General features: G+C 71.2%; 9 protein-coding genes. 5 read left to right on the top strand and 4 right to left on the bottom strand.

The window, feature by feature from the left end:
* Positions 1-181: 181 nt before the first annotated feature.
* The 3 genes from AC3IYJ_RS09040 to AC3IYJ_RS09050 all read right to left on the bottom strand — a co-directional run bounded on the left by AC3IYJ_RS09040 (position 182) and on the right by AC3IYJ_RS09050 (position 3,535).
* A complete protein-coding gene (locus tag AC3IYJ_RS09040; protein ID WP_489400800.1) occupies positions 182-280 on the bottom strand; it encodes a putative leader peptide in 99 nt (32 codons plus the stop codon).
* Positions 281-392: 112 nt separating this feature from the next.
* Positions 393-2,045, bottom strand: a complete 1,653-nt coding sequence (locus tag AC3IYJ_RS09045; protein ID WP_489400801.1) for an amidohydrolase — start codon at positions 2,043-2,045, stop codon at positions 393-395.
* Positions 2,046-2,134: 89 nt separating this feature from the next.
* Positions 2,135-3,535: a purine-cytosine permease family protein gene (locus AC3IYJ_RS09050; RefSeq protein ID WP_489400802.1), complete on the bottom strand. Its 1,401-nt coding sequence runs from the start codon at positions 3,533-3,535 to the stop codon at positions 2,135-2,137.
* Positions 3,536-3,760: 225 nt separating this feature from the next.
* Here AC3IYJ_RS09050 and AC3IYJ_RS09055 point away from each other — a divergent pair, with 225 nt between their 5' ends.
* Entirely contained in the window at positions 3,761-4,318 is a 558-nt protein-coding gene (locus AC3IYJ_RS09055) for a TetR/AcrR family transcriptional regulator (RefSeq protein WP_489402749.1), read from the top strand.
* Positions 4,319-4,463: 145 nt separating this feature from the next.
* Here the strand turns inward: AC3IYJ_RS09055 and adhE are convergent, their stop codons facing one another.
* Positions 4,464-7,097, bottom strand: coding sequence for a bifunctional acetaldehyde-CoA/alcohol dehydrogenase (adhE, locus tag AC3IYJ_RS09060; RefSeq protein ID WP_489400803.1), 2,634 nt, complete (start codon positions 7,095-7,097; stop codon positions 4,464-4,466).
* 300 nt (positions 7,098-7,397) lie between these two features.
* Here adhE and AC3IYJ_RS09065 point away from each other — a divergent pair, with 300 nt between their 5' ends.
* The 4 genes from AC3IYJ_RS09065 to AC3IYJ_RS09080 all read left to right on the top strand — a co-directional run bounded on the left by AC3IYJ_RS09065 (position 7,398) and on the right by AC3IYJ_RS09080 (position 11,936).
* Positions 7,398-8,300, top strand: coding sequence for an alpha/beta fold hydrolase (locus AC3IYJ_RS09065; RefSeq protein ID WP_489400804.1), 903 nt, complete (start codon positions 7,398-7,400; stop codon positions 8,298-8,300).
* A gap of 194 nt (positions 8,301-8,494) precedes the next feature.
* On the top strand, positions 8,495-8,752 hold the full coding sequence (gene fxsA / locus AC3IYJ_RS09070; protein ID WP_489400805.1) for an FxSxx-COOH cyclophane-containing RiPP peptide: 258 nt from the start codon (positions 8,495-8,497) through the stop codon (positions 8,750-8,752).
* Between the two features lie 29 nt (positions 8,753-8,781).
* On the top strand, positions 8,782-11,082 hold the full coding sequence (gene fxsBH / locus AC3IYJ_RS09075) for a radical SAM/SPASM protein FxsBH, inactivated beta-hydroxylase extension form (RefSeq protein WP_489400806.1): 2,301 nt from the start codon (positions 8,782-8,784) through the stop codon (positions 11,080-11,082).
* Positions 11,079-11,936: an AAC(3) family N-acetyltransferase gene (locus AC3IYJ_RS09080; protein ID WP_489400807.1), complete on the top strand. Its 858-nt coding sequence runs from the start codon at positions 11,079-11,081 to the stop codon at positions 11,934-11,936. The genes fxsBH and AC3IYJ_RS09080 overlap by 4 nt, the downstream gene beginning before the upstream one ends.
* The last annotated feature ends 31 nt before the right edge of the window (positions 11,937-11,967 follow it).

Raw genomic sequence — 11,967 nt, forward strand, 5'->3', positions numbered from 1 at the left:
CGGTGCGTCGAGAGTGCGTGCCGGGCGCCGCGACGCCGCGCAGAGCCGTCAGACACGACCTAGGGCCGTGGCGGACAGCACCAGGGCGGAGCCCAGGGCGAGCACGGCGGAACGGGACGGCTTCACGAACACTCCTGGCGGGTGGACGGCGGCGAAAGGTCGGGGCGGGCGGGCTCGGCCGTCACCGACAGAGCGCGCCCGCGACGCGCATGAGGTCCACCGCGCGCCGCTTGGTCAGACCTGGAGTTCCGCTCGTCGTCATGGTTCCGAAGCTAGCCATCCGGCGGGTCGCCACGCAACGGGCCTTGCCCGTCAGGGCCGTTCGGCCACAGAGCCGTCGCCCGCCGGCCACGCCCGCGTTACACGCGGGCGCAGTCCGCGCCCCCTGGGCCTCATCCGGCCCGGTGGACCACCTCGCCCGCGACCACCACCACCTCGGCGACCGTGCCGGGGATCTCCTCCGGGGCCGCCTCGAGGATGTCCCGGGACAGGACCACGAAGTCCGCCGCCTTGCCCGCGGTCAGTGAACCCCGGTCCTGGTCGAGGAAGTTGGCGTAGGCAGAGCCCATCGTGTAGCCGTACACCGCCGTCTCGACGTCCACCGTCTCCTCCGGCTGCCACGGCTCGCCGCCGTCCAGCGAACGCCGGGTCAGCGCCGTGTAGATGCCGATCATCGGGTCCATCTCGGCGACGTTCCAGTCACTGGAGAACGCCAGTACCGCCCCGGCCTCGGAGAGGCTGCGCATCGGCCACGCCTTGTGCCAGCGTTCCTCCCCCACGTTGCGCGCCCAGTCCTGGCCGGGGCCCGCGATCTCCGGGGCGCAGTGCCGGGGCTGCATGCAGGCCACGACGCCGAGCTGCTCGAAGCGCGGCACGTCCTGGGGGTCCAGGCATTCCACGTGCACCACCTGGTGGCGTGCGTCGCGCGGGCCGTTCACCGTCCGGGCGTGCTCGACGGCGTCGAGGACCGTGCGGATGCCCCGGTCTCCGGTGGCGTGGACGAAGCACTGGAATCCGCGCGCGTCCAGGGCGGCGAGCAGCTCCGCGAACTCCTCGGCCGGGTAGAAGGTCTCGCCGCGGTGCGAGCCGCAGCCGGCGTACGGCTCCAGCAGCGCGGCCGTGCGCGGTTCCACCACGTCGTCGATGTAGAGCTTGAGGGGGCCCACCCGGAAGCGGTCCCCGGCGTGCTTGCGGGCGGCCGCCGCGAAGAGGTCGAGGTCCTCCTCGGTGGTGCCGCGCGGGTGGAACAGGGCGGCCACGATCCGCGAGCGCAGCCGGCCCTCGGCGCGGGCGCGCTCGTACAGTTCCAGGTCGTCCAGGGAGTTCTGCGGTTCCACGACCGTGGTGATGCCGAAGCTGATCGCGTCGTCAAGGCTCTTGGCGAGGCGCCCGTACTGGCGGTCGGGCGAGGCCCACGGCACACCCAGGTCGCGCAGGGCGCGGTGGCCGTCGCGCGAGAGGCCCTTGATGGCGAAGTCCTTGACGAATCCGGTGGGTTCACCGGTTTGCGGGTCCACCGCGGCGGTTCCGAAGGGCAGGTCGGTACGGTCCTTCGCGACCCCGAGCCGGCGCATCGCGGCCGTGTTCAGCCACGCCGTGTGCACGTCGTAGGAGAGCACGATCGCCGGGACGTCCCCGGTGACGGGGTCCAGGTCGGCGGCGGTGGGCATGCGCCCGCCGGGGATGGCGGAGTAGTCGAAGGCCTCGGCCTCGATCCATTCGGCGTCCGGGTTGGCCTCCCGCCACACCCGGATCCGGTCGAGGATCGCGTCGAGCGTCCGCACCCCGGCCAGCTGGACGCAGGCCGCGTCGGAGCCGAGCCGGACGTGGTTGTGGGCGTCGATGAACCCGGGCAGCACCAGTCGGCCGCCCGCGTCGATCCGCTCGGTGTCCGGGCCCGACCAGGCGGCGGCCTCGGCGTCCGGGCCGACCCACACGATCCGGCCGTCGCGCACGGCCAGGGCCTCGGCCTCGGGGAGCGCGGGGTCCACGGTGTGGATGCGGGCTCCGGTGAGCAGCAGATCGGCGGGGGTGGGGTGCGACATGGGGTGGTGCTCCTGTGCGGCAGAGGGGTGGGAGGGAGGGAGGAGGTGCGGGAGGGGGCAGACGGCCCGGGGGCAGGCGGCCCGGGAGGTCAGGCCGCCGGGACGTACGCGGGCACGCGCCGACGACCCAGCGCCCAGTACGTGAGCCCGGAGACCACCGAGCCGAGCAGGGTGAGGTCGGCGCCGCCGAGCGGGGCCACGAGCGGCCCGGTCCACAGCTCGGAGTCGCAGGTCAGGGCGGCGAAGGCCATGCCGGCGAGCAGGGCGGTCATACCGGCGGGGTGGTAGCCGGAGCGGTACCAGTAGGCACCCTCGCTCCCGGCGTGGAGCGCCTCGGAGTCGTAGCGGCAGCGCCGCATCAGCATGTCGGCGAGGAAGACCCCGCCCCAGGGGGCGAACACGATGATCAGGAGGGAGAGGAAGGAGAGCAGCGAGGTGGTGAAGTCGGCCAGGAAGAGCGCGGCGAGGGATCCGGCGGCGGTGACGGCGGCGCTGATCACGATGGCCCGGGCCCGGCTCCAGGGGATGCCGAGGACCTGGAGGTTCAGGCTGGACGAGTAGAGGGTGATGATCGAGTTGGTGACGGAGCCGCCCAGCACCAGGGCCAGGAACAGCGGCTTGAACCAGCCCGGCAGCAGGCTCTCGGCCCCGGCGACGGCGTCGCTCATGTCGGTCTGGGTGGCGGCGGCGACGCCCGCGACCCCGAGGGCGACGGAGGAGACGAACCCGCCCAGCGCGCCCATCCAGGTGATCGACTTCAGCGAGGTGGTGCGGGGCAGGTAGCGGGTGTAGTCCGCGGGCATGGGCAGGTACGAGAAGGGCCCCGCGAGCATCACCACGAAGGCCAGGCTCCAGCCGGACAGGCCGGGCGCCACGGCATCGGCGGCGGGGGCGGTCACGGCGCCGGGCAGGACGAAGACGAGCAGGGCCGCGAAGCCGACGGCGAGGACGTACGCCATCCAGCGCTCGGCGAACTGGACCGTGGCGTGTCCCCACATGGCGACGGCGAAGGTGAGCGCGAGGGTGACTCCGAGCGCGAGGGCCCGTACCGCAGTGCCGCTGCCCAGGCCGACCTCGCCGAAGAAGACCTCCAGTGCCAGGGTTCCGACGACGGTGTTGACGATGGTGTAGCCGATGCTCACCACCCAGTTCAGGACGCCGGCGGGCCAGTTGCCACGTACGCCGAAGGCGGCGCGGGAGATGACCAGGGTGGCGGTTCCGGTGCGGATGCCGCTGAGTCCGGCGGCGCTGACCGCGAAGAAGGAGAGCCCGCTGATCACGACCACGGCGGTGGCCTGCCAGAAGGAGAGGCCGAACGCCACGGCGAGGGCGCCGTTGATCACGTAGGTGAAGGTGAGGTTGGACCCGAACCAGAGCCAGAAGAGGTCCTTGGCATCGCCGTGGCGCTCGGCATCCGGGATGGGGTCGATGCCGTGCGTCTCGACTCTGAAGACCTCGTCGACGTCGGCCGTCGTCTCCTGCTGCGTCATGTGTGCGTCCCTGACCTTCGACCCGGTGAACCGCCGCGCCTGACCTTGAATGGCGTTCTAAGTTCTTGAATGGCATTCAAGATGCGCTGCCGACCGGGGCCGCGTCAAGACCCCGTCCGGGATAAGGTCGGCCCACGAAGATCGGGAAGGCGGCACGGGGTGGCAGGAGCAGCGGGCGCGGCGGGAGGGGCCCGGCGGCGCGACGGGCAGATCGCCCAGGAGCGGATGCTGGAAGAGGCCATGACGGCCATCGCCGAGGACGGACTGGCCACGCTCACCATGTCCGCGCTCGCCGAGCGGCTCGGCACCAGCGGCGGCCACATCCTGTACTACTTCGGCAGCAAGGACCGGCTGCTGCTGGCCGCGCTGCGCTGGAGCGAGCAGCAACTGGCCGTCGAGCGGGCCGAGTTGCTGGGCCGCCGGGTCACCGCCCACCGCAAGCTCGCGCTCTTCCTGGAGCTGTACCTGCCGCGCGGCCCCCGCGACCCGCGCTGGACGCTCTGGATCGAGCTGTGGGCCCGCACCCCCTCGAACGAGCAGCTGCGCGCCGCGCAGCAGGAGATCGACGACGGCTGGCAGCAGGACCTGGAGGCGCTGCTCGCCAAGGGCGTGGACCAGGGCCGCTTCGGCGCCGGCCTGGACGTCCCCGCCCGCGCCTCGGAGCTGCTCGCCCTGCTGGACGGGCTGAGCACCCGCGTGGTGCTGGGCCAGCGCGGCGCCGACCGGGCCACGTCCCTGGAGCGCGCCCGCTCGGCGGCGGCCCTGCTGGTCCCGCACCTGTAGGGGGTGCCTGACAGGCACACCCTGGCCCCATACGACGCCCGGCAGGTCCAGGGCCCACCCCGGACACGTGGAAAGCCCGCCCGGGCCTTAGCGCCCCGGACGGGCTTTTCCGCTCCTTAGCGGAGGTTCTTCGGAAGAAGAAGGGTCACTTCTTCTTGGCGGCCTTCTTGGCCGGGGCACCCTCGGCGTTGCCGTAGTACGCCTGGAGCATGAGCTGCTTCAGGTCGTCGATCATCGGCATCCGCGGGTTGGCGGGGGCGCACTGGTCGGCGTAGGCGTTCATGGCCTGGGTCGGCAGGGCCTCGATGAAGGCCTGCTCGTCCACGCCCTCCTCGGCGAAGGAGGCGGTGATCCCGCACTTGGCGCGCAGTTCCTCAACGGCCTTGGCGTAGGACTCGACGCCCTCGGCGGCCGTGCCGGCCGGCAGGCCCAGCATCTTCGCGATCTCCTGGAAGCGCTCCGGCGCCCGGTAGACCTCGGCCTTCGGCCACGGGGTGGCCTTGTGCGTGACGGTGCCGTTGTGGCGGATCACGTGCGGCAGGAGCAGCGCGTTGGTGCGGCCGTGGGCGACGTGGAAGGTGTTGCCCAGGGTGTGCGCCATGGCGTGGACCATGCCGAGGAAGGCGTTGGCGAAGGCCATGCCCGCCACCGTGGAGGCGTTGTGCATCTTCTCGCGGGCCTCGGGGTCGTTGGGACCGTCGACCACGCAGCGCTGCAGGTTTTCGAAGATGAGCTTGATGGCCTGGAGGCACAGGCCGTCGGTGTAGTCGTTCGAGTAGGCGGAGACGTAGGCCTCGGTGGCGTGCGTCAGGGCGTCGAAGCCGGAGTCGGCGGTCACCTTGGGCGGGAGGCCCATCGGCAGCATCGGGTCGACGATCGCCACGTTCGGGGTCAGCGCGTAGTCGGCGAGCGGGTACTTCTGGGCCGCGGCCGGGTCGGAGATGACGGCGAACGGGGTGACTTCGGAGCCGGTGCCCGAGGTGGTCGGGATGGCGACCATCTTGGCCTTCTCGCCGAGCGAGGGGAACTTGTAGGCGCGCTTGCGGACGTCGAAGAACTTCTCCTTCGTGTCCCCGAACTCGACCTCCGGGCGCTCGTACATCAGCCACATGATCTTCGCGGCGTCCATCGGCGAGCCGCCGCCGAGGCCGATGATCGTGTCGGGCTTGAAGTCGCGCATCATCGCGGCGCCGGCCTGGACGGTGGCGAGCTCCGGGTTGGGCTCGACGTTGTCGATGATCTGGATCGACACCGCGCCCTCGCGGGCCTGCAGGATGTCGACGACCTTCTGCACGAAGCCGATGGCGACCATGGTCTTGTCGGTGACGATCGAGACGCGGGTGATGCCGTCCATCTCACCGAGGTACCGGATGGAGTTGCGCTCGAAGTAGATCTTCGGCGGGACCTTGAACCACTGCATGTTGGTGTTGCGCCGTCCGATCCGCTTGACGTTGATCAGGTTGACCGCGGTGACGTTGTTGGACACCGAGTTGTGTCCGTACGAGCCGCAGCCGAGGGTGAGCGAGGGGAGGAAGGCGTTGTAGACGTCGCCGATGCCGCCGAAGGTGGAGGGCGAGTTGGCGATGACGCGGATCGCCTTGACCCTCTTGCCGAACTCCTCGACGAGCTCCTCGTCCTCGGCGTGGATGGCGGCGCTGTGCCCCAGACCGTGGAACTCGACCATCGCGGCGGCCAGTTCGAGACCGTGCTCGGTGTCGGAGGCCTTCAGGGCGGCCAGGATCGGGGAGAGCTTCTCGCGGGTCAGCGGCTCGCTCTCGCCGACCTCGTTGCATTCGGCGAGGAGGATCGAGGCTTCGGCGGGGACGGTGAAGCCGGCCTGCTCGGCGATCCACTGGGGGGACTTGCCGACGACCGCCGGGTTCAGCTTGGCGCCGGAGGCGTCGGCCGCGTAGGCGGTGGTGCCGAAGACGAACTGCTCCAGCTTGGTCTTCTCGGCGGCGGAGACCACGTGGGCGCCGAGCCGCTTGAACTCGGCGAGGCCCTTCTCGTAGATCTCGGCGTCGAGGATGACGGCCTGCTCGGAGGCGCAGATCATGCCGTTGTCGAAGGCCTTGGAGAGCACGATGTCGTGGATCGCGCGGCCGAGCTTGGCGCTCTTGTGGACGTACGCCGGGACGTTGCCCGCGCCGACGCCCAGGGCAGGCTTGCCGCACGAGTACGCGGCCTTGACCATGGCGTTTCCACCGGTCGCCAGGATGGTCGAGACGCCCGGGTGGTTCATGAGGGCGCCGGTTGCCTCCATGGAGGGGGCGGTGACCCACTGGACGCAGTTCTCGGGGGCGCCGGCGGCGACGGCGGCGTCGCGGACGATGCGGGCGGCCTCGGCCGAGCAGTTCTGCGCGGAGGGGTGGAAGGCGAAGATGATCGGGTTGCGGGTCTTCAGCGCGATCAGCGCCTTGAAGATCGTGGTGGAGGTCGGGTTGGTGACCGGAGTCATCGCGCAGACGACGCCGACCGGCTCGGCGATCTCCGTGATGCCGTTGAGCTCGTCGCGGCGGATGACGCCGGCGGTCTTGAGCCCTCGCATCGAGTTCACGACGTGCTCGCAGGCGAAGAGGTTCTTGACCGCCTTGTCCTCGAAGAGTCCGCGGCCGGTCTCCTCGACGGCCAGCTGCGCGAGCTCACCGTGCTGGCTCAGCGCGGCCAGCGAGGCCTTCTTGACGATGTGGTCGACCTGCTCCTGGTTGAACGACGCGAACTGGTCGAGCGCCTTGAGCGCCCCCTGGACCAGTCCATCCACCATCTCGTTGGCCTGCATGGCAGGAACTCCTTCATTTCGACTCAACTCGAACCGCTTTCCTGATGACTCAATTCGACACCCAAAAGCGGAAGCTGCCGTGCCGAAAAAGCCCTTTCCCACCGGGCCGAAGGACCGTGCACGCCCGTCCACTCCCTCCTGATCACGCCTCTGACCTGCATGTACGCCTCAGGACTTAAGACCCCTGTGCGCTTGTGAAAACTTTCACAAGAATTTCTGGCGGAGTGCGCCCTACCGCACTCCTCCCCCAGCGAGCACAATCACCGTGACGAGTCTCGTCGACCGTGAGGGAGGGAGCGCGTGCGCAGTCAGGTGCGCGTCGCGGACGGGCGGAATCTGACGGTGGAGCGCTGGGGCGACCCGGACGGCCGACCCGTGTTCCTGCTCCACGGCATGCCGGGCAGCAGGCTGGGACCCGCCCCTCGGGGCATGGTGCTCTACCAGCGCCGGATGCAGCTCATCGCCTACGACCGGCCCGGTTACGGGGGCTCCGACCGCCACCCGGGCCGCACCGTCGCCGACGTTGCCCAGGAGGTGGCCGCGGTCGCCGACTCCCTGGGCCTGGAAACCTTCGCCGTGGCCGGCCGCTCCGGCGGCGCCCCCGGCGCGCTGGCCTGCGCGGCCCTGCTCCCGGAGCGGGTCACGCGGACGGCCGCCCTGGTCCCCCTCGCCCCCCGGGACGCGGAGGACCTCGACTGGTTCGAGGGGATGACCGCCTCGAACGTCACCGCGTACTCCACCGCCGGCCGGGACCCGGAGGAGCTGGCCGCCGGGATGATCCCGCGCGCCGCGGGCATCGCCGAGGACCCCGGCCGGCTCCTGGACGAACTGCGCCGCGAACTCACCGAGAGCGACCGGTTGATCGTCGCGGACGCCGGCCTGCGCTCGATGCTGCTGCGGAACTACCGGGAAGGGGTCCGCACCTCCGCCTACGGCTGGATCGACGACATGATCGCCTTCAGCAGCCCCTGGGGCTTCGACCCCGCCGACATCCGCTGCCCTGTGCTGATCTGGCACGGGGGCCTCGACGAGTTCTCCCCCGTGGGCCACTCCCGCTGGCTGGGCCGCCGCATCCCCGGAGCCACCACCACCATCGACCCGGCCGCCGCGCACTTCGGAGCGCTGCACGCACTGCCCGACGTACTGACGTGGCTGCTCAAGGAGGTTCCCGCACCGCCCGTGAACGAGCAGCAGCCGGCGTAGGGCGGGTCGGGGAAGGACGGCCGGGGAAGAAGCGCGGAGCCCCGGAAAATGAAAAGGATCTTGCTGTCAGGCAAACGGTCGAATATGCAGCCCGGGGAATTCGGTCATGTTTTCCAGGGGTGGGTGACCGCCCGTCACATACGGGCGTACGAGAGGTCACGTTATAGGCAACCCCTTGGTCGTTCAGCGCGCCGATGGGCACCAAGAAGGGTAAAGTCCGCGCCAGACACCGGCTTCTCGCCGATGTCAACCCTCCCCATCCCCATGACCTCCCCGAGGACGGCGTCATGAACACCTCCGCAACCCCTCCGACCAGCACCGTCAAGTCCCGCCGAGTCCCGCTCGACCGCATCGACGTCCGCGGTGCGCGCGCGGCCGCGACCCTCGGGCGCGTCCTTCCGACGGAATCCGGTCGACAGGTTCAGGCGCCGATCTTCAACTCTGCACTCTGACCCGGAAGTCCGAGCTCTAGACTGGCGGAATGACCGGCCTGATCGCTTTCCGCGAGATCGTCCTGAAGGTTCACAGCAGATGCGATCTCGCTTGTGATCATTGCTATGTCTATGAACACGCAGACCAGAGCTGGCGGGGCCGGCCGAAAGTGATCTCCCCCGAGGTCATTTCCCGCACCGCGTCACGGCTCGCCGAACACGCACAGTCACACGAACTCCCCTCCGTCACGGTCATCCTTCACGGAGGGGAACCGCTTCTGGCCGGCACGGCCCGCCTGCGGCTCGTGTGCGAGGAGTTCACCCGCGCCCTCGACGGCATCGCCGCCCTCGACCTGCGCATCCACACCAACGGGCTCCAGCTGGGCAGCCGCTGCCTGGACCTCTTCGCCGAATTCGGCGTCAAGGTCAGCGTCTCCCTCGACGGGGACCGCGCGGCCAACGACCGCCACCGCCGCTTCGCCGACGGACGCACCAGCCACCCGCTCGTCCTGGCCGCCGTGGAGCTCCTGCGCTCCGAGCCCTACCGCCACCTCTACCAGGGCCTGCTCTGCACCATCGACGTGGCCAACGACCCCGTGGCCGTCCTCGACGCCCTCGTCGAACTGACACCCCCGCGCGTGGACTTCCTGCTCCCTCACGCCACCTGGCAGACGCCTCCGGTCCGGCCCGACGGCGCCCCCGACACCTACGCGCGCTGGCTGCTGCGGGTGTTCGACCACTGGGAGAGCCTCGAACGCCCCACCCCCGTACGGATCTTCGAATCCCTCTTCTCCACCCTCCGCGGCGGACCCAGCCTCACCGAGGCCCTGGGCCTCGCGCCCACCGACCTCGTCGTCGTGGAGACCGACGGGAACCTCGAACAGGTCGACTCCCTCAAGAGCGCCTTCGAGGGGGCCGCCACCACCGGGTTCAACGTCTTCGATCACGCATTTGACCAGGTCGCGGCCCATCCCGGGGTCCGCGCCCGGCAGCTGGGCCTGGCCGGCGTCAGCGATACGTGCCGCCGGTGCCCCGTCGTACGTTCGTGCGGAGGCGGGCTCTACACGCACCGTTACAAGGCCGCCGAGACCGGCCCTTCCGAGGGTGCGGGCGCGGCCGCGGCCGGCAGTGGTGGCTTCGACAACCCCTCCGTCTACTGCACCGACCTGCGCGAGCTCGTCGACGGGGTCGAGGGCCGTACGGGCGCCCGTGCGAGCGCGCCGGAACTGTCCGACCCCGCCGAACTCGCCGGCTCCCAGGAACAGCTCACCCGCAACCTGCTCGCCCTCCTGAACGACGGCCGCGCCGGTGATCCCGACTGGGCGCGCGCCTGGGAGGTGCTGGTCGCCGTGGAGCGGGCCGGGGAGGCGGGCGAGGACGCGCTGGACGCCGTACTGGCCCACCCGTTCACCCGGACGTGGGTGATGGCCTCGATCGAGGCCGGGCGGGAGGGCCGCGGCGACGGCCAGGGGGCGGCCCGCAGGCTGACCGCGCTGGCCGCCGCCGCCGTCCTGCGCGGCGGGCTCGATCTGCCCGCCGAGGTCGCCTACCGGGACGGCGAGGTGTACCTCCCGACGCTCGGCCTGCTGCGCCTGGGCGAGCCCGGCACCGACGGGCGGGCCGCGCTGCACACCACCGACGAGGGGTACGCCGTCCGCGAGGGGGGCCGCCCCGAGCACCGCTTCGGGCCCGCGGCGGGCGACGCCCGCTGGCAGCCCGTACGGACCTGGTCCCCCGGGCCGGACGAGGCCCCGGTGGCCCTGGAGGACCTGGACCCCCACCGCAACTGCTTCGCCCGCCCGCCCCGGCTGCGCCTGGGCACCGGGGAGGCCGAGGAGTGGCGGGAGCGGCTCGGCGGGGCCTGGGCGCTGCTGCACGAGGCGGTGCCGGAGTCCGCCCGCGCCGCCCGCGCCGGGCTGACCACGCTGACCCCGCTCGCCGGCGGCCCCAGGACGGCCGGCTGGGGCGAGGCCGGACGGCACGGGCCGGGCGCGCTCGGAGTCCCGTACGCGGCAGGGGTGCGGGAGACCGCGCTGGCGCTGCTGACCGGGTGGCGGCGGGCCCGGCTGCAGGCGCTGACGGAGGTGAGCGACCTGTACGCGCTGGACGGGGAATGGCAGCACCCCTCCCCGTGGCGGGAGCGCCCGGTGCCGGTGTCCCGGCTGCTGGCCGACGTGCACGAGCGGGTGGCCGTGGAGGCCTACCGGCGGGCCACGGCGAGCGCCGAGCCGGGCGGGGCGGACCGGATCAGCCGGGCGCTGGACCGTCTGTCGGAGGCGGCGGAGCTGACGAGCACGGGGAAGCGGCTCGTGGAGGAGCTGCGCTGGGAGCTCAAGGCGGTCGACGCGTGAGCCCGGCCCCGGCCGCCGACCCCGAGGGAGACCCGGTCGCCGACTCCGCCGGGGACCCCGCCGCCGACTTGCGCCGCCTCGGGGTCCGCCCCGGCACCCGTCTGATGGCGCACGCCTCCCTCGGCGGTACCGGGCTGCGCCCCGAGGCCCTGCTCGACGCCCTCCTCGGCGTCCTGGGCCCGCGCGGCACCCTGGTGGTCCCTGCCTTCACCCCGGAGAACTCCAAGACCTCCAGCGCCCATCTGGAGCGGATCGCGGGCCTCTCCGAGGAGGAGGTGATGGCCTTCCGCGAGCGGATGCCCGCCTTCGACCCGGCGCGCACCCCGAGCCGGGGCATGGGCGTCCTCGCCGAGGCCGTGCGCACCGCCCCGGGAGCCGTGCGCAGCGATCATCCGCAGACCTCTTTCGCGGCGGTCGGCGCGGGTGCCCGGGAACTGTGTGCCGGACACCCTCTGACCAGCCATTTGGGTGAGGAATCACCCCTGGGAAAAATGTGCGGGGAGGGGTGGAAGGTACTGATGATCAATGTGGGATTTTCGGTCTGCACCGCTTTCCATCTCGCGGAGTATCGAATTCCGAAGCCCCTCTTGCGCATGTACGAGTGTGTGGTGAAGGTGAACCATCCGGGGCTTCCGGGGGGGCAGCCCCGTCGCCGCGAAGGGGCTCCGACGGGGGAAGGGTGGACCGCGTACGAGGACATCTCGCTGGACGACAGCGATTTCGCCGAGATCGGCGGGGCTTTCCCGGACGACCGGGTGCGCCGGGGGCGGGTGGGGGGAGCATCGACCATGCTCTTCTCTCTTCCGGATGCCGTCGATCACGCGACGAAATGGATGACTGAAAACAGACGCTGATTGACTGAACGATGAGGGGAAGCGGCGGAGA

This window comes from Streptomyces sp. GL_140 (genome assembly GCF_057834465.1).